Annotated in this window: 23 protein-coding genes; 10 read left to right on the top strand and 13 right to left on the bottom strand. The window is 72.7% G+C overall.

The window, feature by feature from the left end; genetic code table 11:
- Nucleotides 1–139 precede the first annotated feature (139 nt).
- A complete protein-coding gene (locus tag VK501_RS19785) occupies nt 140–442 on the bottom strand; it encodes a hypothetical protein (RefSeq protein ID WP_324340418.1) in 303 nt (100 codons plus the stop codon).
- Nucleotides 443–664: 222 nt separating this feature from the next.
- Between VK501_RS19785 and VK501_RS19780 the strand changes: the two genes are divergently transcribed.
- Entirely contained in the window at nt 665–2971 is a 2307-nt protein-coding gene (locus VK501_RS19780; protein ID WP_324340416.1) for a putative bifunctional diguanylate cyclase/phosphodiesterase, read from the top strand.
- A 178-nt stretch (nt 2972–3149) separates the two neighbouring features.
- Here VK501_RS19780 and VK501_RS19775 read toward each other — a convergent pair whose 3' ends face one another.
- From VK501_RS19775 to lon, 4 genes are all read right to left on the bottom strand, one after another.
- Nucleotides 3150–4202 carry an IS630 family transposase gene (locus VK501_RS19775; RefSeq protein WP_324340414.1) on the bottom strand — a complete coding sequence of 351 codons (1053 nt, stop codon included), beginning with the start codon at nt 4200–4202 and terminating at the stop codon, nt 3150–3152.
- Nucleotides 4203–4295: 93 nt separating this feature from the next.
- Complete coding sequence (locus tag VK501_RS19770; RefSeq protein WP_324340412.1) at nt 4296–4898, bottom strand: TetR/AcrR family transcriptional regulator; 603 nt, start codon at nt 4896–4898, stop codon at nt 4296–4298.
- A gap of 97 nt (nt 4899–4995) precedes the next feature.
- Nucleotides 4996–5448 carry a hypothetical protein gene (locus tag VK501_RS19765; protein ID WP_324340410.1) on the bottom strand — a complete coding sequence of 151 codons (453 nt, stop codon included), beginning with the start codon at nt 5446–5448 and terminating at the stop codon, nt 4996–4998.
- Nucleotides 5449–5512: 64 nt separating this feature from the next.
- A complete protein-coding gene (gene lon, locus VK501_RS19760) occupies nt 5513–7912 on the bottom strand; it encodes an endopeptidase La (protein WP_324340408.1) in 2400 nt (799 codons plus the stop codon).
- Nucleotides 7913–8016: 104 nt separating this feature from the next.
- Between lon and VK501_RS19755 the strand changes: the two genes are divergently transcribed.
- A complete protein-coding gene (locus tag VK501_RS19755) occupies nt 8017–9648 on the top strand; it encodes a hypothetical protein (protein WP_324340406.1) in 1632 nt (543 codons plus the stop codon).
- Nucleotides 9649–9657: 9 nt separating this feature from the next.
- Here the strand turns inward: VK501_RS19755 and VK501_RS19750 are convergent, their stop codons facing one another.
- The 3 genes from VK501_RS19750 to VK501_RS19740 form a co-directional block, all read right to left on the bottom strand.
- Nucleotides 9658–10155 carry an Hsp20/alpha crystallin family protein gene (locus tag VK501_RS19750; protein ID WP_324340404.1) on the bottom strand — a complete coding sequence of 166 codons (498 nt, stop codon included), beginning with the start codon at nt 10153–10155 and terminating at the stop codon, nt 9658–9660.
- 35 nt (nt 10156–10190) lie between these two features.
- Nucleotides 10191–10988 carry an MBL fold metallo-hydrolase gene (locus VK501_RS19745; RefSeq protein WP_324340402.1) on the bottom strand — a complete coding sequence of 266 codons (798 nt, stop codon included), beginning with the start codon at nt 10986–10988 and terminating at the stop codon, nt 10191–10193.
- Nucleotides 10989–11068: 80 nt separating this feature from the next.
- Nucleotides 11069–12004: a LysR family transcriptional regulator gene (locus tag VK501_RS19740; RefSeq protein WP_324340400.1), complete on the bottom strand. Its 936-nt coding sequence runs from the start codon at nt 12002–12004 to the stop codon at nt 11069–11071.
- A 70-nt stretch (nt 12005–12074) separates the two neighbouring features.
- Here VK501_RS19740 and VK501_RS19735 point away from each other — a divergent pair, with 70 nt between their 5' ends.
- Entirely contained in the window at nt 12075–12401 is a 327-nt protein-coding gene (locus VK501_RS19735) for a hypothetical protein (protein ID WP_324340398.1), read from the top strand.
- Between the two features lie 9 nt (nt 12402–12410).
- Here VK501_RS19735 and VK501_RS19730 read toward each other — a convergent pair whose 3' ends face one another.
- The 3 genes from VK501_RS19730 to lhgO form a co-directional block, all read right to left on the bottom strand.
- A complete protein-coding gene (locus VK501_RS19730) occupies nt 12411–13517 on the bottom strand; it encodes an alcohol dehydrogenase catalytic domain-containing protein (RefSeq protein WP_324340397.1) in 1107 nt (368 codons plus the stop codon).
- Nucleotides 13518–13527: 10 nt separating this feature from the next.
- Nucleotides 13528–13809, bottom strand: coding sequence for a hypothetical protein (locus tag VK501_RS19725; RefSeq protein WP_324340395.1), 282 nt, complete (start codon nt 13807–13809; stop codon nt 13528–13530).
- Between the two features lie 192 nt (nt 13810–14001).
- On the bottom strand, nt 14002–15231 hold the full coding sequence (gene lhgO / locus VK501_RS19720; protein WP_324340393.1) for an L-2-hydroxyglutarate oxidase: 1230 nt from the start codon (nt 15229–15231) through the stop codon (nt 14002–14004).
- Nucleotides 15232–15275: 44 nt separating this feature from the next.
- Here lhgO and VK501_RS19715 point away from each other — a divergent pair, with 44 nt between their 5' ends.
- From VK501_RS19715 to VK501_RS19705, 3 genes are all read left to right on the top strand, one after another.
- A complete protein-coding gene (locus tag VK501_RS19715; RefSeq protein ID WP_324340391.1) occupies nt 15276–16223 on the top strand; it encodes an NAD(P)H-binding protein in 948 nt (315 codons plus the stop codon).
- Between the two features lie 30 nt (nt 16224–16253).
- Entirely contained in the window at nt 16254–16688 is a 435-nt protein-coding gene (locus VK501_RS19710) for an SRPBCC family protein (RefSeq protein ID WP_324340389.1), read from the top strand.
- A gap of 116 nt (nt 16689–16804) precedes the next feature.
- Nucleotides 16805–17194: a hypothetical protein gene (locus VK501_RS19705; protein WP_324340387.1), complete on the top strand. Its 390-nt coding sequence runs from the start codon at nt 16805–16807 to the stop codon at nt 17192–17194.
- 18 nt (nt 17195–17212) lie between these two features.
- Here the strand turns inward: VK501_RS19705 and VK501_RS19700 are convergent, their stop codons facing one another.
- Together VK501_RS19700 and VK501_RS19695 are read right to left on the bottom strand one after the other, a co-directional pair.
- Nucleotides 17213–18187: a malate dehydrogenase gene (locus tag VK501_RS19700; RefSeq protein WP_324340385.1), complete on the bottom strand. Its 975-nt coding sequence runs from the start codon at nt 18185–18187 to the stop codon at nt 17213–17215.
- 11 nt (nt 18188–18198) lie between these two features.
- Nucleotides 18199–20403: an NADP-dependent isocitrate dehydrogenase gene (locus VK501_RS19695; protein WP_324340383.1), complete on the bottom strand. Its 2205-nt coding sequence runs from the start codon at nt 20401–20403 to the stop codon at nt 18199–18201.
- 104 nt (nt 20404–20507) lie between these two features.
- Here VK501_RS19695 and VK501_RS19690 point away from each other — a divergent pair, with 104 nt between their 5' ends.
- From VK501_RS19690 to VK501_RS19675, 4 genes are all read left to right on the top strand, one after another.
- Entirely contained in the window at nt 20508–20927 is a 420-nt protein-coding gene (locus VK501_RS19690; protein WP_324340382.1) for a hypothetical protein, read from the top strand.
- Nucleotides 20928–20967: 40 nt separating this feature from the next.
- The gene (locus tag VK501_RS19685) at nt 20968–22380 is read left to right on the top strand and encodes an ATP-binding protein (protein ID WP_324340381.1); all 1413 of its coding nucleotides are present in this window, start codon (nt 20968–20970) and stop codon (nt 22378–22380) included.
- A gap of 95 nt (nt 22381–22475) precedes the next feature.
- Complete coding sequence (locus VK501_RS19680; protein ID WP_324340379.1) at nt 22476–23090, top strand: TetR/AcrR family transcriptional regulator; 615 nt, start codon at nt 22476–22478, stop codon at nt 23088–23090.
- The coding region (locus tag VK501_RS19675) for an acyl-CoA dehydrogenase family protein (protein WP_349261043.1) at nt 23081–24120 on the top strand (1040 nt) is incomplete at its 3' end. The genes VK501_RS19680 and VK501_RS19675, both read left to right, overlap by 10 nt.

The following is a 24120-nucleotide window of genomic DNA, read 5'->3' as shown; positions in this document are numbered from 1 at the left end:
CCGTCGATGGCTGGTCCGGGCGGATGCCTGGGGTCGCACGATCTCGCAGCCGATCCTGGTCGGATCGGCAAGGGATCGGGTGGCCTCAGGCGCCGGCCGGGCCGGTCAGCGGCGGCAGCGAACCCGTGGAACAACTCATCTAGACCGCCAGGGAGTCCTCAAGGCGGCGCAGCTCCTGCGCCGCCGTCCACGCCCGCGTGCGCCGGGCGATCATCCAGCCGAGCGTCGTCGGCTGGTAGCAAGGCTCCGTCCGCGCCTCGGCGGCCGGCACCGAGCGGACGAACCCCGCGACGCGCGCGACCGAGAGCTGGAAGGCCGCGTCGTCCTCGCACAGCCGGCCGGGCTGCTCGAGCTCGCGCAGGCTCATGGGCCGCCCTTCGGTGGCCAGCACGCACAGCAGCTCGCGAGCGACGCTGCGGTAGGGGTCGGCGCGGTCGGTCATGGGGTGGTGCAGGCTCCTCCCCCCTGGTGGCGCTGTCCACGCCTCGCACCATTCTGCAGAGGTTCGCGCACGGCAAGCGCAAGTTCCGTCCACTCTCGTGCAGGTTCGGGCACCCCGGCGCTCCGCCGACAGCGTCCTTGCACGCCGCTCAAGCGGGGCCATGCAGCCGTCGATCACCCCGTGAGCATGGGTGTGCCCTCCTTCGCGGAGATCTCTCCAAGGATGCGCGTCACGCTGGGCGCGTGCGCGGTCGTGCTCGGAGCGCTGATCGCCTTCCTGCTGGTCGACGCCCTGATCGGGCTCGGCGCCGCCGGCCACGACGTCCATCGCTGGGCGCTGTCGTTCGGCGCGCTGCTCGCGACCGCCTCGCTGGCGATGCGGGTGATCGCGGTGGAGCGCGAGCGCCGTGCGTGGATCCCGCTCACCGGTGGAGTGGCCTCCTACGCTGCGGGCTCGCTGCTGTGGTCGGCGTTGTGGAGCGGCGACGCGCACCCGCCGATCCCGTCGGCGTCGGACCCGCTGTGGTTCGCCTTCTACCCCGCCGCCTACGCGTCGATCGCGATGCTGCTGCGCCGCTCGTTCGTCCGGGCGCCGGCCAGCATGTGGCTCGACGGCCTGCTCGCCGCGCTCACGATCGCCGCCGCCGGGATCGCGCTCGTCTACGGCACCGTCTTCGAGCACGCGGTCCGCTCGCGCTTCGGCGTCGCGGTCCAGTCCGCCTACCCGCTCGCGGATCTCGCGTTCATCGTCCTGGTCATCGCCATCGTCGCGATGTCCGGCTGGCGTCCCGGCGCCCGCTGGCTGCTGATCGGCTCGGCGATGCTCTGCTGGTTCGCCGGCGACACCACGAACCTCGACGAGGTCGCCGCGGGCGGATCGATCGCCCAGGGCGTGCCCGACCTGCTCTGGTGCATGGGCCTGGCCCTCCTGGCGCTCGCGCCGTGGCAGCGCCCGGCGGCCCCCGAGGGCCTGCGCGTCGAGGGCATCCGCGTCCTGCTCGTCCCCGCCGTCTTCAGCGCCGTCGCGCTCGGCCTGCTGGCCTACGACCGGATCGCCGGCCTCAACGGCATCACCGCCGGGCTCGCGCTCGCCGCGGTCGCCGTCGCGCTGGCCCGCACCACGCTCACGCTCCGCGAGGTCCAACTGCTGGCCGACGCCCGCCACGAGTCGCTCACCGACGAGCTGACGGGGCTGCCGAGCCGCCGCCACTTCCACCGCCGGCTGGACACCGTGCTGCGCGAGGCCGAGGCCGAGGGGCTGCCCTTCGCGCTGCTGATCTTCGACCTCGACCGGTTCAAGGACCTCAACGACACGCTCGGCCACGGCGCCGGCGACACGCTGTTGCAGCTCGTCGGGCGCCGGCTCAGCACCGCCCTGGAGCGCGGCGCGCTGCTGGCCCGCCTCGGCGGCGACGAGTTCGCCGTGCTGCTGGCGCCGGGCAACGACACCGCCGCGGCCATGACGGCCGCGCGCAAGGTGATCGACGCGATCGAGCGCCCGTTCGAGGTCGAGGGCCTGGAGCTCGACATCGGCGCGAGCGTCGGCGTCGCGCTCTACCCCGACCATGCGACCGAGGACGGCGAGCTGCTGCGGCGCGCCGACGTCGCGATGTACCTCGCCAAGGGCGCCGGCGGCGGCGTCGCGCTCTACGACCCCGAGCGCGACCTGCACACCCGCGACCGCCTCGCCCTCGGCCAGCAGCTGCGCGCCGGCCTGGACCGCGACGAGCTCGTCGTCTACTACCAGCCGAAGGTCGACCCGCAGCTCGGGCGCGTCCTCGGCGTGGAGGCGCTCGTGCGCTGGCAGCATCCGGTCCACGGCCTGCTGATGCCGCCCGACTTCCTGCCGCTGGCCGAGCGCTCAGGCCTGATGCCCAAGCTGACGCGCAAGGTGCTCGACCGCGCGCTGACGCAGCTCGCGCGCTGGCGCGCCGACGGCCTCGACCTCACGGTCGCCGTCAACCTCGCGGCCTCCGACCTGCTCGACCCGGACCTGCCCGGCGACGTCGCGCGCCTGCTGGCCTGCCGCGACGTGCCCCCGACGTGCCTGGCGCTCGAGGTGACCGAGGACGGCGTGATCGCCGACCCCGAGCGGGCCGCCGCGACCCTCGACGCGATCGCGCGCCTCGGCGTGCGGATCGCGCTCGACGACTTCGGCACCGGCTGGTCGTCGCTGGCGCACCTGCGCCGCCTGCCGGTGGCCGAGCTGAAGATCGACCGCTCGTTCGTCACCGACATGGCGACCGACGCCGACGACGCCGCGATCGTCCGCACGACGCTCGACCTCGCCCGCTCGCTGCGCCTGCGCGTCGTCGCCGAGGGCGTCGAGGACGACGACACCTGGGCGCTGCTCTCCGACCTCGGCGCGGACGCGATCCAGGGCTTCGTCCTCAGCCGCCCGCTCCCGGCCGCCCAGATCGACGCCTGGCTGGCCACGCGCCGCGACGGTCCCATCGCCCGTTGCGCGCCGCCGCACGACCGCACGTCGGCGTTCCAGACGGCCGAGACGCCGCTGCGGTTCCGGCTGTAGCCGGGCCGCCGCGTGGCTGAGCCACCTGGCCGTTGCGTTCGGCTCCGGTCCGGCGTGTACCGCTGGCGCGGAAGGACATCTGCGACAGCGACGTAACACTGCGACGGCCGGGGCGAACGCCGCCGCGGCCGCCGCTAGTGGGTCGCGCGTTTTGGTTTGGCGGCAAAGGAGTTCGGGGTTAGGCGACGCGGCGGCGGGCTTCGAGTTGGGCGATCGGTCCGCCGCCGTGGGTGCGGTTGCGCAGGCTGATGTAGTCGGCCATGGCCTTGGCCAGGGTGTCCCAGTCGGGATAGTCGGTGTTCTTGATGGTGAACTCACCGATCGCTCCGAAGTGGCACTCGATGCGGTTGAGAAAGCTGGCGTAGGTCGGGGTAGCGACCAGCTCGACGTTGCTGTCGGCCGCCCACTGGCGGATCTCCTGGGTCCAGTGCGCGGAGATGTTGTCCATGATCAAGTAGATCCGGCGCTTGGCGGGGTAGCGCATCCGGATCGTCTTGAGAAAACCCAGGACGTCGCGCGCGGCCTTGTGGGTGCGTAGCCGGCCAAAGAGCCGGTCGGCGTGGACGTCATAAGCGCCGAACAGGTAGCGCGTCCCGCCGTGGCGGTTGTAGGTCGCTCGATGGCGTTCGGGCCGGCCGGTCGGGGCCCAGCCGGCGCCCTGGTGGGGAATCAGCTGGATCGGGCCCATCTCGTCAAAGCACACGACCGGGCCGTCGGAGGGCGCTTGGCGGTAGAGCCCGAGCACGCGTTCGGCCTTGGTCTTGAACTCCGGGTCGGGACTCCATTTCCATGACCTGGTGCGCTGAAAGGACAGGCCGGCCTCATCCAACAGCGCGCGCAGCCCGGTCGGCGAGAGCCGCGCGATCTGCTGCTCGGCCAGATGCTGAGCGAGCTTTGCGATCGACCATCTGGTCAGCGCCACGCCCTGGGAATCGGGGCGGGCGCGCGCGACACAGACGATCTCGTCGCGCTGCTGGGGCGTGACTTTCTTGGGACGCCCGCCCCGATAGTCAGGGTCCAACGAACTGAACCCGCGGTCGTTGAACGCGTGGATGACCTTGCGCACATGCTCGGCATCGGTCAAATACAGCTGGGCGATCTGCGGCGCGGCCATCTCGGTCGCCGAGGCCAACAAGATCATCGCTCGGATCCGCGAGCACCGATGCTTGGCATCGGTCGCTACACGCTTGAGCTTGCGGGCCTCACCGGGATCCAGGCTCCGCACGAACACCTCTGCGGGACGCAACGAGCACCTCCAAAACTCGGATGCATCCTCCTTCGACACCGCAACGCCATTTCCGGTCTAACGTTTCCGCGAGCCCCACTAGCGGATCAGCGCGGCCACGGCCATCGTGCCCGCGGCGACCGTCGCGCGGTGGTCGCGGTCGGGCTCGCCCAGGATGCGGAGCGCCAGGCCGTCGCCCAGGCCGAAGATGATCTCGGCGATCGCCTCCGGCTCGGCCCGCAGCTCGAGGACGCCCTCGGCCTGCTTGGCGGCCAGCACCGCGGCGACCTGCTGGCGCGTGCGGCGCACGAGCTGCGTGAACTCGGTGGCGATGTCGGGGTTGCGCCGCGAGAGCGTGAAGACCTCGAACGACAGCGTGAGGAACTCGGTGTCGTCGCGGATCAGCGACTCGAGGGTGTCGCGCAGCATCGCGATGAAGTCCTCGGCCGACGAGGCGGCGGCGAGCTGGCCGTCCAGCGACGCCATGCGCAGCTCCGTGTCGCGCTTGACGACCTCGGCGAGCAGCCGCTCCTTGGAGCCGAAGTAGTAGTGCAGCAGCCCCCGCGAGACGCCGGCGTCGCGCGCGACGTGGTCGAACGTCGAGCCCGCGACGCCGCGCAGCGCCACCGACGCCCGCATGGCGTCCACGATGCGCTGCGCCTTCTCGCCGCTGAGCTGCGAGCGCTGGGTCGCGGCCTCCATTGCCGCATCCTAGCTGGCTGGCCAGCCTGCGACGCCACGAGGAAGGGCGCCCCGGAGGGACGCCCTTGGCGCTCGCGACGATGTCGGACGAGCGTGCCTACGCGGCGCTGCCGGCCGTCGGCGTGGCCGACGGAGCGGTCGTGGAGGTGTAGTCGAACTCCTCCTCGGCGCCGAACAGCGTGTCCAGGATCTTCGAGCGCAGGTCCGCGCTCAGCGCAACCGCGAGGCCGCCGGCGATCGCGAGCAGCAGGAGCTTGCGGCCGAAGCCGCCGCGCTTCTTGCGCTTGGGACCCGCGCGCAGGGACGAACCGGCGTCCTTGAGCGCCTCGGCGGCGACCTGGAGGTCCTTGTGGAACTTCTTGTCATCGGAGATGACCTTGGCGGGCGCCTTGCCGTTGGACAGGCGATCGTAGGCGTCGCGCGCAGCCTCGAAGGCGACGCGGACGTTGTCGCGCAGGTCGTCGTCCTCGATGACCCGCTGGACATACGGGTTTGAGCGGGCCGCGGTGACGGCGCCGGCGGCAGCGGCCGCCTTCTTCTTCTTGGCCATGCAGCTTCCCTCTTTGGGTCGGGGTCGTGCGTCTTTGCCGAGCATACCCGCACCCCGGGGGATGTCACGCAGGCGCTTGGAGCGCGGCGGCCAGCACTTCGCCGACCTCGTTGACCCACACGAACTCCAGGCGGCGGCGCAGATGCTCGGGCACGTCCTCGGCATCGGCCTCGTTGAGGGCCGGGGCGATCACGGTGCGGACCTCGTTGCGCTGCGCGGCGAGGGCCTTCTCCTTGAGGCCGCCGATCGGCAGGACCTGGCCGGTCAGCGTGATCTCCCCCGTCATCGCGACGTCGTCGCGGACCGGGCGCCGCGAGATCAGCGACGCCAGCGCGGTCGCCATCGTGATGCCGGCGCTCGGTCCGTCCTTGGGCGTGGCGCCCGCGGGCACGTGGACGTGCAGGTCGTGGTCGCCGAACCAGGCGTCCTCGAGCTCGGGCGCAACGTCGTGCGCGTGGGCCTTGACCCAGGTCAGCGCGGCCTGCGCGGATTCCTTCATGACGTCGCCGAGCTGGCCGGTGAGCACGAGCTTGCCGGTGCCCGGCGTCGCCGAGGCCTCGATGAACAGCACGTCGCCGCCGACCGGCGTCCACGCCAGCCCCGTGGCGACGCCCGCCGTCTGGGTGCGGCGCTTGGCCTCGGAGTGCACGCGCGCGCGGCCGAGCAGCTCGCGCACGCGCTCGGGCGTGATGGTCACCTTGGCGGGCTTGGTCCCCGGCTCGGCCTCGGCGACGCGCCGCGCGACCTTGCGCGCGATCGTGCCGATCTCGCGCTCCAGCCCGCGGACGCCCGCCTCGCGGGTGTAGTCGGAGATGACCCGGCGCAGCGCCTTGTCGCCGAACGCGATCCAGGACTTCTTGAGGCCGTTGCGCTCGATCTGGCGCGGGACGAGGTAGCGCTTGGCGATCTGCAGCTTCTCGTCCTCGGTGTAGCCGGCGAGCTGGATGATCTCCATGCGGTCGCGCAACGGCCCGGGCACGCGATCGAGGTCGTTGGCCGTGCAGACGAACATGACCTTGGACAGGTCGAACGGCACGTCGAGGAAGTGGTCGCGAAAGCTCGCGTTCTGCTCGGGGTCGAGCACCTCGAGCATCGCGCTGGACGGATCGCCGCGGAAGTCGGCGCCCATCTTGTCGATCTCGTCGATCATGAACAGCGGGTTGTCGGATCCGGCGTCGCGCAGCGCGCGGATGATCGTGCCGGGCATCGCGCCGATGTAGGTCCGGCGGTGGCCGCGGATCTCGGCCTCGTCGCGCACGCCGCCGACGCTGATGCGCTCGAACCGCCGCCCCAGCGCGCGCGCCACCGACTTGCCCAGCGACGTCTTGCCGACGCCCGGCGGGCCCGCGAAGCAGAGGATGGTGCCACGGGAGACCTCACCCCGCCCACCCACGAGCTTGCGCACCGCGAGGAACTCGAGGATGCGGTCCTTGACCTGCTCGATGTCGTAGTGGTCCTCGTCGAGGACCACGCGCGCGTGCACGAGATCGAGGTCGTCCTCGGTGCTCTTGCCCCACGGCAGCGAGGCGATCCACTCGAGGTAGTTGCGGATCACGCCGTGCTCGGCCGCCTGGGCGGGGAGCTGCTCGAGGCGGCGCAGCTCGCGGTCGGCCTGCTTGCGGACGTCCTCGGGCAGGTCGATGTCGGCCAGCTGCTCGCGCAGCTCGCGCGCCTCCTCGGCGGACTCGTCGAACTCGCCGAGCTCGTCCTGGATCGCCTTGAGCTGCTGGCGCAGCACGTACTCGCGCTGACCTTTGTCGATCTCGGACTGGACCTGGGACTGGATCTCGGAGCCGATCGAGATGACCTCCAGCTCGCGGGCCAGCGTCTCGGCGAGGCGGCGCAGCCGGCGGCCGACGTCGAGCTCCTCCAGGAGCGCCTGCTTCTCCTCGGTCGGCAGGCGCAGCGAGCCGGCGATCAGATGGCTGAGCGTCGAGGCGTCGTCGATGTTGGCGACCGCGAGCTGCAGCTCCTCGGGCAGGTAGGGCGCCTGCTCGACGATGCGGCTGAACGTGCCCTGCACGTTGCGCGTCAGCGCCGTCAGCTCCGGCGACTCCCGCACCTCGTCGGGCAGCTCCTGCACGTCGGCCACGAGGTAGGGCTCGCGCTGGACCCACTCGCTCAGGCGCACGCGCTGGGCGCCCTGGACGAGGATCCGCAGCGTCCCGTCGGGAACCTTGATCATGCGGGCGACCGCGCCGACGACGCCGACGTCGTAGAGATCCTCGGGCCCGGGCGCCTCCAGCTCGGGGTTGCGCGAGGCGACCATCACGAGCAGCCGGTCGCCGGCCAGGACGTCGTTGACCAGCTGCACGGAGCGCTCCTGGCCGATGGCCAGCGGCGTCAGCGTGTCGGGCAGCGGGACGGTCTCGCGCAGCGGCAGCACGGGCAGCGTGTCGGGCACGCCGTTGCGCACCCCCACCTCGACCGGCCGCCCGCCCCCCTCAGCGCTGATCTCGATCACGTCGCCGACTGTACCCCGCGGGCATCGGGACTGGCGCCGGGGACCTACCGGCGGGTAGGATCGCGTCCGCGTGCTGGGAGGCCGTCGCTAGGAGGAGGCGACATATGGACCCGTCCCAGGTTCGACGTCCGCTCATCGCGGCCGTCGCAGCGCTTGCCCTGGCGTCAGCATGCGCAGCACCAGCCCACGCCGATCCGGCCGACCTGTCCTTCTCGACGCTCTCGTGCGCCGCGGTCGACGGCTCGACGCGACCGGGCGATCTCGTGCAGTGCACGCTCGTCGCGCGCGTGCTCGGGCCCGCCAACGCGAACGCCGTCACGGCCGACGTCTCGATTCCGACGGCCACGGCCTTCGACCCGCTGCCGTATGCCCAGGGCGTGCCCGACGACCCGCTGCACCCCACCTCCATCCACTTCGGCACGGTCGTGCTCGGGCTGATGAACCCGAGCTTCTCGAAGCCGGCGACCGTCCGCCTGCGCGTCGCGGCGGACGCCGACCCCGGCGCGTCGATCCAGCCGGTCGCGCGGATCCGCAACGGCGTCGAGCCCGACACGATCCTGACCGCGGCGGCGCTGACCGTCATGCCGCAGCCCGCTGACCTGGGCGCCAGCACGACGGCGTGCGCCGACGCCGGCGCGCCGCCCCTGCGGGCGGGCGACACGCTGGAGTGCACGTTCCGGCTCGCCAACGCGCCGGGCCGCGAGGACGCCGTCGGCGTCACGGTCACGGCGCCGATCCCGCGCGGCACGACGTGGACGGCGGGCGGCAACGAGACGGCGCATTCCGCCACCGGCGTCACGTGGTCGGCCGCCGCGCTGCCCGACGGCGTGAAGTCCGGCGCCACCGCCGGCGCGCTGCGCTTCCGCGTGACCGTCGACCCCGCGCTGCCGGGCGGGACGACGCTCTTCGTCAACGCGACGGCGAGCTGGCAGAACGCGCTGAGCGAGTCCTACGGGTCGGTCGGGCTCGGCGCCCCGGCGATCACCGTCGCGCCCGGCCCGGCGGTGCTCAGCGCCAGCGCGCTGGGCTGCGTCGACCTCGACGGCGCGCCCCTGCTGGCCGGCGACTCGCTGTTCTGCACGCTGAACGTCGTAGCGGCCGCCGGCCACGAGGACGTCACCGACGTCCACGCGAGCGCCGGCGTGCCGGCGGGCGCGGCGGCGGGCTCGCCGACCGACGCGAGCGGCACGCGCATGCCGTTCGACCCGGGCAGCTTCGCGACGATCGTGGCGGGGTCGGCCAAGTCGGTGGCCTACAAGCTGACGGTCGCCGCCGACGCGGTGGCCGGCACCATGGTGGTGCCGACCGCGCAGGTGTCGGGACGCAGCGTGCCGAGCGACGTGACGGTGAGCCAGGCCCTGGTGGCCGGTCCGTACGTGGTCGGCGTGCGCGCGCCGGCGGCCGCCCGTCCGGACACGGTGGCGGCGAGCGTCGCGGCCACGGTGGCGGCGGCCGCGGCCGCGCCGCCCACGGCGTCGCTCATCTGCGCGTCGCGGCGCGTCGTCGTCGTCAACGTCAGGCCGCCGCGCAGCCGGCGCTGGAAGTCGGTGACGTTCTCCTTCGCCAAGAAGACGGTCAAGGGCAAGAAGGTCGCGAGCACGGGCGCGTTCCGCGCGCGCCTCGTCTTCCAGGGGCTGCCGAAGGGCGCGCTGAAGGTCTCGATCAAGGGCGTGACGACGAAGGGCACGACGGTGCGCAGCGCGCGCACCTACAACCTCTGCGCGAAGAAGACCTGACGGGGACGCTCAGACGCCGGACCCGGACCGCGGCGCGGGAGCGTCCGGGTCGGGCACCTCGATCGGCACCCGGCGGGCACGCGACTCGGGGCGCAGCAGCGGCAGCTCGACCCGCAGGATGCCGTCGCGGTAGGTGGCGCGGGCCTCCTCGGCGACGACGTCGGCGCCGAGGGGGATCACGCGGCGAAACGGCCCGAAGTCGATCTCGAGCTGCTGGTAGACGCGGCCTTCGGAGTCGGTCGGGCGGCGATGGCCGGCAATGACCAGCTCGCGCCCCTCGATCTCCAGCCCGATCTCGTCGGGATCGATGCCCGCCAGCTCGGCGTGCACCACCGCGCGCGGCAGGTCGGGGGCGGGCGGGTTCTCGTAGAACACGTCGACCGCGGGCGAGAAGCCGCCGCGGTGATGGGGGCCCAGCACCCCGCCGCCGAAGACGTCGCCGAACAGCTCGTCCATCTCGCGGCGCATCCGCTCGAAGTTGGCGAAGAGGTCGCGCTCGGGAGGCACGCGACGAATGTACCGTCCCCGCGAGGCCTCCCGGCCTACAGCTCGTAGACGGCGCCCTCCCGGGCGACCGTCACCGGTCCGCCGAAGGTGCGCTCGGCCTCGCGCTGCGCCCACTGCGCGTCCATCTCGTCGGAGAAGTGGGTGATGACCAGCCGCCGGGCGCCGGCGCGGCGGCCGTGCTCGCCGGCCTCGGCGGGCGTGAGGTGCCCGCGCACCCCGGCGCGCTCGGGCCGCGGGAGCGTCGCCTCCACCATCAGCAGGTCGGTGTCCTGCGCGAAGCGGACGAGCTCGTCGGTCGGCGCCGAGTCCGCGCCGTAGGTGAAGCGCGCGGCGCCGTCGGCGGCGGAGCGCACCTCGATCGCGCACGTCGGCAGGAAGTGCGGGACCTCGTGGAAGCGCACGCGCAGCGCGCCGACCTCGAGCTCCTCGGTCGCCGCGTACTCGTGGATGTCGAAGGCGTTCTCGACGAGGTCCTCGGCGCCCCACGTGCCCACGATGCGCCGGAACGTCTGGGCGGCGCCGTGCGGGGCGAACAGGCGCGGGCGCGCGGGGCGGTCGGTGCCCGGCCAGCCGTCGACCGGCACGGGCTGCTGGCGCGGCGCGTAGGTCAGCGCGTACGCGTAGGGCACGAGGTCGAGGAAGTGGTCGGCGTGCAGGTGCGAGATGACCACGGCGTCGACGGCGACGTAGTCGCGATGCTCGCGCAGCTTGCCGAACACGCCGTTGCCGCAGTCGACCAGGAGGAACGTCCCGGCCTCCTCGACGAGGTACCCGCTGCATGCTCCTCCGGCGTCCTGCCAGGAGGGCGATTTGCCCAGCACGGTGATGCGCATCCTTGACCCCCTTCTCCTCAGGCGGGCACTGTAGTCCCTGCGGCCGGCGGAGCCGCCGGGCGGCCGGCGGCTGACGCGGCTCAGGCCACCGCGGCCAGCGGGCGGCCCGTGGGCAGCGCCCGGGCGGCGGCGCGGAGCGCTTCGACGACGTGGTCGACGAGCGGGTCGTTCTCGCCGACGCGGACGGCCGCCTGGATGCGCCGCTCGGGTGGGCGGCCGCGGAGGGGGCAGATCGCGACGTCGCTGCGGACGTTGGCGGTGGCGAGGCTCGGGATGAGCGCCACGCCGACGCCGGCCGCGGCCATGCCCTGCAGCGCGTTGTAGTCGTCGAACGCGAGGCGAATGTTCGGCTCGAAGCCCGCGTCGCGGCAGGCGCGCAGGACGATGTTCGAGTCCGGGCAGGTCCCGCCGACGTCGGGCAGCAGCCAGTCCTGCTCGGCGAGCTCCTCGAGCCCGATCGAGGCGCGGCCGGCCATCGGGTGCTCGGCCGGCATGACCAGCAGCAGCGGGTCGTCGCAGAGGTGGACGTGGTCGACGCCGGGCCGCGCGCCGACCGGCTGCAGCTCGGAGTCGATGACCGTGGCCAGGTCGACGCGCCCGCTCAGCAACTCGTCGATCGCGGGCTCGGGCTCCAGCACGCGCACCTCGAGGCGCAGGTCGGGCCGGCGGGCGCGAAGGTCGCGGGTCGCGCCCGGCAACAGGCCGGCGGCGACGGTCGGGAACGCGCCGATGCGGACGGTCGGGCGGCCGGCGCCCGCGGCGGAGCGGACGTCCTCCTCGGCCCGGCGCGCCGCGTCCAGGAGCGAGGCGGCGCGGGTGAGCAGCAGCTCGCCCGCGGGCGTCGGATGCACGCCGCGCGCGTCGCGGTCCAGCAGGCGCACGCCGACGGCCGCCTCCAGCCGCGACACGTGCTGCGAGACCGCCGGCTGCGTGTAGCCCAGCGCGACGGCCGCGTCGCTGAACGAGCGGCGCAGGGCGACCTCCCGGAACGTCGTCAGCAGCTTCAGGTCGAGCATCACGAACCATGATCGCAGCCAGGTCAAGTCATCATTGGACTTGATGCCGCGAGGCGCGCAAGATAGGCCCATGACCTCCTCCACCGCCCCCATCACCATCCGTCGCGCCACCGCCGACGACGCCGCGGCGCTGGAGCGGCTCGCGCGGCTCGACAGCCAGCGGCTGCCCGCCGGACCGCACCTCGTCGCCCTCTCGGGCGACCGCTACGTCGCCGCCGCGTCGCTGGCCGACGGCCGCTGGGTCGCCGACCCGTTCGCGGTCTCTGCACCGATCGTGGAGCTCCTGCGCCAGCGCGTCGCGAGCCTCACCGGCCGCGCGCCGCGCCGCCCCGGCGACGCCGCGCTGGACCTGCTGCGCGGGCTGTTGCCCTCGGCGCCGCGCGGCGCCCGCGCGTAGACCTTAGATCTAGAACGACGTGATCACGGTCCGCACGCCTTCGTGGCGATCCATCGCCGCGAAGGCGTCGTTGACCTCGTCGAGCCCGATGCGCTGCGTGACGAACGCGTCGAGATCGAGGTCGCCGGCCAGGTAGCGGTCCACGAGCTCGGGGACGCGGTCGCGTCCCTTGGCGCCGCCGAACGACGCGCCGGCGATCCGCCGCCCGGTGATCAGGTACCGCGGCACGACCTCGAGCACCTCGCCCTTGCCCGCGACGCCGGCGACCGTGGCCAGGCCCCAGCCCATGCGGGCGGACTCGACGGCCTGGCGCATGACCTTCACGCTGCCGGTCGCCTCGAACGTGTAGTCGGCGCCGAAGCCGTCGGTCATGTCGAGGATCTGCTGCACGGCGTCCGGCCCCCCGACGAACGTGTCGGTCGCGCCGTGCGCGCGGGCCTGCGCCAGCCGGCCCTCGTCCAAGTCCACGCAGATGATCCGGTCGGCGCCCGCCAGCCGCGCGCCCGCGACCGCGCCGAGGCCGACGAGGCCCGCGCCGAACACCGCGACCGTCGAGCCTCGCTCCACCTTGGCGACGTACAGCGCGGCGCCGATGCCGGTGGTCGCGCCGCACGCGAGCGTCGCCACCGTGGCCAGCGGCGCCGCCGGGTCGATCTTGGCCAGCGCGATCTCGGGCATGACGGTCGCCTCGGCGAACGTCGAGGTGCCCATGAAGTGGCGGATGCGCTCCTCGCCGCGGTGCAGGCGCGTGGTGCCGTCGGGCAGGTGGCCGAGGTTCTGCTGCTCGCGGATCGCCAGGCAGAGGTTCGTCTTGTCGCTGCGGCAGTGGAGGCACTCGCGGCACTGCGGCGAGAACAGCGTGACGACGTGGTCGCCCGGCAGCACCGACGTGACGCCCTCCCCGATGGCCTCCACGACGCCCGCGCCCTCGTGGCCCAGGACCGCCGGCGCGTACCCGGAGGGGTCGGCGCCCGAGGCGGTGTACATGTCGGTGTGGCAGACGCCGCAGGCCTCCAGGCGGACCAGCGCCTCGCCCGGGCCGGGACCGTCGAGGTCGATCTCCTGGACGACGAGGGGCTGCCCGAACTCCTCCAGCACGGCGGCACGGATCTTCATGGAGGCCAGACTATCCGTGCAGCGCGGCCTGCTCCTGGGCGTTGGGGAACGCCCAGGCGGCGGTGGTGCGGCCCGGCTGGCGGAAGTGGAACCGCAGCTGGCGCGGCGGGCGCAGCCCCTCGGGGTGGTCGGGGCGGAACGTCGCACAGGGCTCGTCGACCGACAGCGCGCAGAGCAGGTTGCAACGGAAGTAGCAGTCGTCGCAACTGGGCTTCTTGGTCTTTGCGCGCGCCTTCGACATCCGTGTTCCGTTCTCCTCCTGCTGGGTCCGCTCGTGCACCACGGCCGGCATCGAAGCACGTTGCAAGGGACCCACGCAACGCCCCTTCCCGCAAATCGCATACATCCGCATCGGACGGCGTCACGGCCATCCCGCAAATGGCGAGAAAGGCCCGAAATCCCTGCTAAGAGCGGGAATCGACCACCGTTTCACGGTGTTTGCGGGGAGGATGCGAGGAACTCCGGCGTGCCTCCCGGCGACCTGCTATCCGGCTGCTGCGACGCGGTCGGCGATCAGCCGCGCGAGGGCCAGCGAAGAGGTCGCGGCGGGCGACGGCGCGTTGCGCACGTGGATCGCTCCCCCGGCCTCGTGGACCACGAAGTCGTCGACCAGCGCGCCGTCGCGCGCGACGGCCTGGGCGCGGATCCCCGCCGGCCCCGGCTCCACGTCGCCGGGCCCGACGGCGGGCACGTAGCGCGCGCACGCCGCGACCAGGGCGCGGCGGCTGGCCGCGAGATGCAGCTCGGTCAGGCCGGTCCGCCACCAGCGGCGCATCATGCGCCAGGTGCCGGGCCAGGCCAGCGTGGCGCGCAGGTCCTCGCCGCGCACGCGGGTCAAGGTGTAGGCGTCGCGCGCGCCGACCAGCAGCGCCGTCGGCCCGAGGAGCACTTCGCCGTCGACGCGGCGCGTCAGATGCACGCCGAGGAACGGCAGCTCCGGGTTGGGCACGGGGTAGATCAGCCCGCGGACGAGGTGGCGCGCCTCGGGCGCCAGGCGCAGGTAGCCGCCGCGGAACGGCACGATGCGCGGGTCGGGATCGGCGCCCGCGGCGACCGCCACGCGGTCAGACCACGCGCCCGCGCAGGTGAGCACGCGCCGAGCGCGCAGCTCGCCGCGGGCGTGCACGACGCGCGTCGCGGCGCCGCCCGGACCGCCGTCGCGGGAGATCGCCGTCACCCCCGCGCCCGTGGCGACCACCGCGCCGCCCGCCTCCAGCTGCGCCGCCAGCGCGCGTGCCACGGCGCCGAAGTCGACGATCCCGGTGTCGGGCGAGTGCAGCGCGGCGATCCCCGCGGCGTGCGGCTCGATCTCGGCCAGCTCGGCCGGACCGATGCGCCGCAGGCCCGGCACGCCGTTGGCGCGCCCGCGCGCCTCCAGGGTGTCGAGCCCGGCGAGCTCGGAGCGCTCCAGCGCCACGATGACCTTGCCGCAGCGCTCGTGGGCAATGTCGTGCTCCTCGCAGAAGGCGTACATCTCGCGCACACCCTCGACGCACAACTGCGCCTTCAGCGATCCCGGCGCGTAGTAGATGCCGGCGTGCGCGACCCCGGAGTTCGAGCCGGTCTGGTGCCGGCCGACCGCGTCCTCACGTTCGAGCACCACGATGCGCGCGTCCGGCCGGCGCCGCTGCAGCTCGCGTGCGGTGGCGAGGCCGATGATGCCGCCGCCGACGACGGCGACGTCGCACTCGCCCGAAGGGTCTGCCTGCGTCATGCGGGGATCGTACGGGGCGCGGATCGGGCACAGTCCATCCCTCGATGACCGTCCTCGTTACCGGAGCCAGCGGCTACGTCGGAGCCGCGCTGATCCCGCGCCTGCAGGCCGCCGGCCGGCCCGTCCGCGCCTTCGCCCGCGACCCGGGGCGCGTGGCCGCCGCCGGCGTGGACGTCGGCAACCTCGACATCGTCACCGGCGACGCCGTCAGCGGCGAAGGCCTCGACCGAGCGCTCGACGGCGTGGACGTCGCCTTCTTCCTCATCCACTCGATGGAGACCGGGGCGCCCGGCAGCGGACCGGCCGACGGCTTCCGCTCGCGCGAGCGCCGTGCCGCGGAGGCGTTCGCCGAGGCCGCCCGTCGCGCCGGCGTGCGCCGGGTCGTCTACCTCGGCGGCCTCGTGCCGGCCACGGGCGCGGCGTCCGACCACCTCGCCAGCCGCCTCGAGGTCGAGCAGACCCTGCTGGAGGCGGCGCCCGAGGCGCTCGCGCTGCGCGCCTCGATCGTCATCGGCGCGCGCTCGCGCTCGTTCAGGTTCCTCGTGCGGCTCGTCGAGCGCGTGCCGGTCATGCCGCTGCCGGCCTGGCGCGAGAACCGCACCCAGCCCATCGACGGGCGCGACGTCCTGGCCTTCCTGCTGGCGGGCGGCTCCTCGCCCGCGGTCGACCGGCCGCTGTCGCTCGACATCGCCGGCCCCGACGTCGTGACCTACGGCGAGCTGGTCGCCCGCATCCGGGACGCGCTGCTGGTGGGACGCGCGCCGATCCCCCTGGGCTTCAACCTGACGCCCGTGGCCAGCCGCGTGGCGGCCGCGATCGCCGGCGAGGACCACGCGCTCATCGGGCCGCTCATGGAGGGCCTGGAGGGCGACCTGCTGCCGCGCGACGGCGAAGCCGCCGGGCTGCTCGGCGTGCGCCTGCACCGCCTCGACGCCGCGATCGAGCGGGCGCTGCGCGACTGGGAGGCCGTCGAGGAGCTGCGAGCGCGCTGACCGCCCGCCCCGCGGGTAGGGTTCACGCCAGTGAGCGACGTGTCCACGAGCATCGACATCGACGCGCCCGTCGAAGACGTTTGGCGCACCGTGATGGACCCTCGGCAGTTGGGTGACTGGGTCACCATCCACCGTGAGCTGCTGTCCTACTCACCGGACACGATGGAGCAAGTGCTCAGCCTGCGCGGAGCGAAGTTCAAGGTGAAATGGCAGCTGGAGACCAACGACGCTCCTCACCATGCCGAGTGGAAGGGCCGCGGGCCGGCCCGCTCGCACGCCGAGACCGAGTACCGCCTGTCTGACAACGGCAAGGGCGGCACGCGGTTCGACTACCGCAACGAGTTCCGCGCCCCGCTGGGCCCGCTGGGCGCGCTCGCCAGCCACGCGCTCGTCGGCGGGCTGCCGGCCAAGGAGGCCAACGCGTCGCTGCAGCGCCTCAAGGCGCTGGTGGAACGCGGCAGCTGAGCCCGGGCCACGCACCCACCGGGTGCATCACAGCGTGCATCGCATTGACCTTCTCCACCGATCCGTGTGACACTCACTTCCACTAACAGTAACTTTGGGGAGAGGGCAGGCAGGCGATGGCAGATTTTCTGGACGAGAAGCGGCGCGAGATGCAGGAGCGTCTCAAGGAGCTGCGCCCGCTGGTGGACGAGTTCCACCGCTTGGAGGCGGCCGTCGCCGCACTGGACGGCGTGAACCCCACCGGAGCCGCGACGCCCGCGCGCCGGCGCTCCAGCGGGTCCGGCGGCGGCGAGGGCAACGGCCGGCGCGGCCGGCCGCGCGGCTCTGGCACGCGCGGCAAGCAGGCGCTGGATGCGGTGCGCGCCAACCCCGGCATCACGATCCCCGAGATCGCCGAGCAGATGGGCATCCAGCAGAACTACCTCTATCGGGTGCTCCCCGGCCTCCAGAAGGACGGCCTCATCCGCAAGGAGGGCCGGGGCTGGCATCCGATGGACGCCGCGTAGGCGCTCAGTCGCCCCAGCCTAGATCAGGCCGAGCTCGCGGACGGCGTCGCGCTCGCCCTTGAGCTCGTCGACCGTGATGTCGATCTTGGACTGGGCGAAGTCGCCGACGTCCAGGCCCTCGACGATCTCGTAGGCGCCGCCGCTCGTGCGGACCGGGAAGCTCGAGATCAGGCCCTCCTCGACGCCGTACTGGCCGCCCGAGGGGACCGCCATGGAACGCAGGCCGTCGGCCCCGAGCGCCCAGTCGCGCACGTGGTCGATGGCCGCGTTCGCTGCGCTGGCGGCCGAGGAGGCGCCACGCGCCTCGATGATCGCGGCGCCGCGCTTGCCGACGTTGGGCAGGTACTCGTTCTCGTACCACGCCATGTCGTCGACGGCATCGACGGCGGGCCCGCCGTTGACGGTGGCGTTGAACAGGTCGGGGAACATCGTCGGCGAGTGGTTGCCCCACACGACCAGGTCCCGGACGTTGGTGACGGCGACGCCGAGCTTGTTGGCGAGCTGCGCCACGGCGCGGTTCTGGTCCAGGCGCGTCATCGCGGTGAAGCGCTCGTCGGGGACGTCCGGCGCGTTGCTCATGGCGATCAACGCATTGGTGTTGGCCGGGTTGCCCACGACGAGCACCTTGATGTCGTCGGCGGCGTGGGCGTTGATGGCCTGGCCCTGCGGCTTGAAGATCGCGCCGTTGGCCTCCAGCAGGTCGGCGCGCTCCATGCCCTTGGTCCGCGGGCGCGCGCCCACGAGCAGGCCCACGTTGGCGCCGTCGAACGCCTCGTTGGGGTCGGCGGTGATGTCGATGGCCTCCAGCAGCGGGAAGGCGCAGTCGACGAGCTCCATGGCGGTGCCCTCTGCAGCCTTCAGCGCGGGCTCGATCTCCAGGAGGCGGAGCCGGATCTTCTCGTCCGGCCCGAGCAGCTGGCCCGACGCGATGCGGAAGAGGAGGGCGTATCCGATGGCGCCGGCAGCGCCGGTCACGGTGACAGTCTTGGGCATGGGTCGAAAACCTATCGGTGGGGGTCGGGCTGGGGTTCTTCGGTGATCGAGGCCAAGGCCTCGTTGAGCGTCGCGCTCGGGCGCATGGCCGCGACCACCCGGTCGGGATCCGGCCGGTAGTAGCCGCCGGCGTCCACGGGCGAGCCCTGGACGTCGGCGAGCTCCTGCACGATCGCCGCCTCGTCGTCGGCCAGCCGCTGCGCCAGCGGCGCGAAGCGCGCCGCGAGCTCGGCGTCCTCGGTCTGGGCGGCAAGCTCCCGCGCCCAGTACAGCGCGAGGTAGAAGTGGCTGCCGCGGTTGTCGATCTCGCCGACCTTGCGCGACGGCGAGCGGCCCTCCTCCAGCACGCTGCCGGTGGCACGATCGAGCGTGTCGGCGAGCAGCTGGGCGCGCGCGTTGCCCGTCTTGCCGGCGAGCATCTCCAGCGACACGGCCAGCGCGAGGAACTCGCCGAGCGAGTCCCAGCGGAGGTGGTTCTCCTTCAGGAACTGCTGGACGTGCTTGGGCGCCGACCCGCCGGCGCCGGTCTCGAACAGGCCGCCGCCGTTCATGAGCGGGACGATCGAGAGCATCTTCGCGCTCGTGCCCAGCTCGAGGATCGGGAACAGGTCGGTGAGGTAGTCGCGCAGGACGTTGCCGGTGACCGAGATGGTGTCCTCGCCGCGGCGGGCCCGGTCGAGCGTGAAGCGGGCGGCCTCGTCGACCGGGAGGATCTCGATCCGCAGGCCGTCGGTGTCGAGCGCCTCGAGCGCGGGGCGGACCTTCGCGAGCAGCTCGGCGTCGTGCGGGCGCGTCTCGTCGAGCCAGAAGACAGCGGGGGCGCCGGTCGCGCGCGCGCGGGTGACGGCGAGGCGGACCCAGTCCTGGACCGGCGCGTCCTTGGTCTGGCACATGCGCCAGATGTCGCCCGCGTCGACGTCGTGCTCGAGCAGCGTCGTGCCGGCGGCGTCGACGACGCGCACGATGCCCGGCGTGCCGACCTCGAAGGTCTTGTCGTGCGAGCCGTACTCCTCGGCCTTCTGGGCCATCAGCCCGACGTTCGGCGTCGTGCCCATCGTCGCCGGGTCGAAGGCGCCGTGCTCCTTGCAGTGCGCGATCGTCTCGGCGTACAGCGCGGCGTAGCTCGAGTCGGGGATGACGCACTTGGCGTCGCGCTGGGCGCCCGCGGCGTCCCAGCCCTGGCCGGACGCGCGGACGAGCGCGGGCATCGAGGCGTCGATGATCACGTCGCTGGGAGCGTGCAGGTTGGTGATGCCGCGGTCCGAATCGACCATGTAGAGGTCGGGCCCGGCGGCGAGCGCGGCCTCGACGGCCTCCTGGACCTCGGGATGCGCGCTCAGCAGGCTGGCCAGGCCGTCGTTCGGCGTCACGTCGCCGACGTCTGCGTAGACGTCGTCACCGACGAAGGCGCGGACGGCGTGGCCGAAGATGATGGGGTCGGAGACCTTCATCATGGTGGCCTTGAGGTGCACGGAGAAGAGCACGCCCTGCTCCTGCGCCTCGGCGATCTGCTGCGCGAAGAACGCCTGCAGCGCGGCGCGGCGCATCACCGACGCGTCGATGACCTCGCCGGCCAGCAGCGGCGTGGACGCCTTGAGGACCGTGACGGTGCCGTCGGCGGCGACATGGTCAATGCGTACGTCGGTCGGCTCCCGGACGGTGGTCGAGCGCTCGGTGGAGCGGAAGTCGCCGCCGTCCATCGTCGTGACGTGCGTCTTGGAGTCCGCCGACCAGGCGCCCATCGAGTGCGGGTGCCTGCGCGCGAACGCCTTGACCGACGCGGGCGCCCGGCGATCGGAGTTGCCCTCGCGCAGGACCGGGTTGACCGCGCTGCCCTTCACCGCGTCGTAGCGGGCGCGGATGTCGCGCTCCTCGTCGGTGGCGGGGTCCTCGGGGTAGTCGGGGATCGCGTAGCCGTCGGCCTGCAGCTCGGCGATCGCGGCCTTCAGCTGGGGCAGCGAGGCGCTGATGTTCGGCAGCTTGATGATGTTGGCGTCGGGCGTCTGGGCCAGCTTCCCGAGCTCGGCGAGCGCGTCGGCGACCTGCTGCTCGGGGGCGAGGCGGTCGGGGAAGTGGGCGAGGATCCGGCCGGCGAGGGAGATGTCGCGCAGCTCGATCTCGACGTCGGCCGTGGCGGCGAACGCCTCGACGATCGGCAGCAGCGACTTCGTCGCGAGCGCCGGAGCCTCGTCGGTGTGGGTGTAGATGATCTTCATGTGGAGCCTGCTCGGAGTCGGAGGGCGCCGAACGGTATCGGCCGAGCCCGCGCGCGGCGCGCCAGACGTCGGCGAGGGTGATCGTCGTGTCAGGATCCGCGGCCATGCCCGATCGCTCCGTGCCCTCCGCGCTCGTCGTCTCCGGCCTTATGGAGGTCGCCGCCGGCGCACTCGCGGGCTGGCCGTATACGCTCGTTCGCCAGGATCCTGAGGCCGCGCGGCGGTTGTTGGGCATCAAGTCGGCGGCGCGGGTCAAGCAGTGGCACCTCGACATGGCGATCCTCGGCGGCCTCACCGTCGCGGTCGGAAGCGCCGTGCCGGATGCGCCGAAGTGGGCTTCCATCCCCCTCGGTGTCGGCGCGTGGACCAACGCGATGTCCTTCCTGCCGCTGGCGCTGGCGCCGGAGATCGACAAGCACCCGGCCTACCGCGCCTTCGCGGGCGCATCGTTCGTCACGACGTCCGTCGGGTTCGTCGGCATGGCGCTCACGGGCGCACGGCGCCGGCGGCGCGCGCGCCGCTGACAGCCGTGCTCTAAACTACTCCAAAATCTTTGGAGTAGCCATGTCCACCGTCATCGTCGAACAAGCACTCGCCGCAGATCCCGCGAAGGTCGGATCGTTGCTACTGGACGTCCCCGAAGACCAGTGGTTCGACCGGAAGTCGGCGCGCATCGCAGCCCGCGACCTCGCGTCACATCTGGTCGCCTTCGCCAACGCTGAAGGCGGCACGATCGTCGTCGGCCTGTCCTCCGGCGACGTCGAAGGGACCGACGCTCGTGTCGATCGCCGTAACGCGCATGTGCAGGCGGCGATCGACTACACGGTTCCGCCCGTCCGAGTCCGCACACGACTTGTCCCCTGCGTGAACTGCAACGAGGACGAAGACCTTCTCCTCGTGCTCGACATCGAACCGGACGATACGGTCCACGCCACCACCAAGGACGAGGTCTACCTCCGCGTGGGTGACGAGAGTCGCAAGCTGAACTTCACCCAGCGACAGGAGTTGACGTACGACAAGGGACAAGCCAGCTACGAGGCGCGTCTCGTTCCCGAGCACGCGACAATTCCCCTCGACGAGGTGCTTGTCGGCCATTACGCCGAAGCGGTCCAGCATCCAGATCCGGGACGCCTCTTTCAGGCGCGCGGCCTCGCGCGCGACGGACGGTTGACCATCGCGGGCTGCCTCCTCTTCGCCGAGGAGCCGCAGGCGTGGATCCCCGAGTCCTACATCCGGGTGCTGCGGTATCAGGGATACGCTCGCAGTCAAGGGGAACACCAGCGGCTGCTGACCGACGAGCGCATCGAAGGGCCACTCCCCCAGCAGTTGCTCGCCGCTCGCGATCTGATCGTGCAAGAGCAGCCCACGCGCCGAGCCCTCGGTCCGGACGGCCGTTTCGGACTGATCCCCCTGATCCCGGAGCCGGTATGGCTCGAGGCCGTGGTCAACGCGGGCGTTCACCGCTCCTACAGCATGGCCGGCGATCACATCCGGGTGGAGATCTTCGACGACCACATCGACGTGTCCAGCCCGGGGCGGCTGCCTGGGCTCGTCGACTTCAGCGACCCCCTGAATATCGCCCGCTTCGCGCGCAATCCGCGCATCGCCCGAGTGTGCGCGGACCTGCACTTCGGTCAAGAACTCGGCGAGGGCGTGCGGCGGATGTTCCAAGAGATGCGCGACGCGGGGCTTCACGACCCGGTCTATCGGCAAACCTCCGGCAGCGTGGTGGTGTCGCTCAGCGCCGAGCCGATGAACCAAGCCCTCGACGCACAGCTCACTGCCGACGCCCGAGCTGTCGTGTTCGCCTTGCGCAGCGTCGATCGGATGAGCACAGGAGAGATCGCCCAGGTCCTCGGGACGTCCAACCCCACGGCGCTCAAGCGACTGCGGCGCATGGAGCAGGAGCACCTCGTGCGATGGGTCGGCAAGTCGCCGCGCGATCCGCGTGCGTACTGGACTCTGCCGACCCCCTAGCTCGCAAACAGCTCCAAACGTGCTTCGAAGCTCCTTTCGGAGTAGCGCCTCGGTTGCACCAAGGCATGAACGGTGGTTCACTTCTTCGCACGCCCATGCCGTACCGCCCCACCGAGCGCACCGAGGCCCGCCGCACGCAGACGCGCGACAAGATCGTGCGGGCGGCGCTGGAGCTGGTCGCGCGCGGCGGCTACCGCGAGGCGCAGGTCGCGGCGGTGGCGAGGCGGGCGCAGGTCGCGACCGGCACCGTCTACCGCCACTTCCCCTCCAAGGCCGACCTGCTCACCGAGGTCTTCCGGGTCGCCTCCCAGCACGAGGTCGATGCCGTCGCCCAGGCCGGCGGCACCACCGCGCAGGACCGGATCGCCGCAGCGGTCGAGACCTTCGCGTGCCGCGCCCTGCAGGGCCGGCGCCTGGCGTGGGCGCTCCTCGCCGAGCCCGTCGACCCCGCCGTCGAGGCCGAGCGCCTGGCCTTCCGGCGCGCCTACGCGGCCGTCTTCGCCGCCGTCGTGGCCGACGGCATCGCCCGCGGGGAGCTCCCCGCGCAGGACGCCTCCCTCACCGCCGCCGCGCTGGTCGGCGCGCTCGGGGAGGCGCTCGTCGGTCCCCTGTCCCCTGTCGGCGCCCGCCCGGACGAGGACGCCCTCGTCGCCGGCCTGGTCGCCTTCTGCCAACGGTCCATCACCGGGAGCCCAGAACCATGTCCGTGATGCAGCACCCCATCCAGACCGCCGCGACCCACGAGGTCGCAAACCAGGCCCCGCCGCTGGCGCCCCTGAACCTGTTCACCACCCATCGTGCGCTGCAGGAGGCCCTCGAGCGCGAGGGCGGCGGGTGGGGGCGCGAGCAGGCCGAGCGGATCGGCGAGGTGTGGGGCGGCACGCCGCTGCTCGAGTGGGGCCCGCAGGCCAACGAGAACCCGCCCAAGCTGCGCACGCACGACCGCTACGGCAACCGCATCGACGAGGTCGAGTTCCACCCGGCCTGGCATGCGCTCATGGGGCTCGCCTCCGAGCACGGCCTCCATGCCCTGCCGTGGACGTCGGACCGCGCGGGCGCCCATGTGGTGCGCACGGCGCTCGGGCTCACCACCGGCGCGGTCGAGGCCGGCCACGGCTGCCCGATGACGATGACCTTCGCGGCCGTCCCCGCGCTGCGGACGACCCCGGACCTGGCCGCGGAGTGGGAGCCGCTGCTGACCGCCTCGGGCTACGACGGCGAGCTGCGCCCGGCCGCCGAGAAGGGCAACGCCAAGTGCGGCATGGCGATGACCGAGAAGCAGGGCGGCAGCGACGTGCGCTCGAACACGACGACCGCGACGCGGGTGGCGGACGGCGAGTACGTCCTGCGCGGGCACAAGTGGTTCTGCAGCGCGCCGATGTGCGACCTCTTCCTCGTGCTGGCGCAGACCGAGGAGGGCGTGTCGTGCTTCGCCGTCCCGCGCGTGCTGCCCGACGGGACCCGCAACCCGTTCCGCCTGCAGCGCCTGAAGGACAAGCTCGGCAACCGCTCCAACGCGAGCTCGGAGGTCGAGTTCGACGGGACCTGGGGCCGGCTCGTCGGCGAGGCCGGCCGCGGCGTCCCGACGATCATCGAGATGGTCGGCCACACCCGGCTGGACTGCGTCGTCGGCTCGGCCGCGGGCATGCGCTGGGCGGTCGCGAACGCCACGTGGCACGCGATGCACCGCGCCGCGTTCGGCAAGACCCTCATCGACCAGCCGCTGATGCGCAACGTGCT

Origin of the sequence: Baekduia sp., assembly GCF_035318805.1 — a bacterium.
In the GTDB taxonomy this organism is placed as follows: domain Bacteria; phylum Actinomycetota; class Thermoleophilia; order Solirubrobacterales; family Solirubrobacteraceae; genus Baekduia.
The sequence above is the reverse complement of the archived record's forward strand: the minus strand, read 5'-3'. Positions and strand labels throughout refer to the sequence as shown.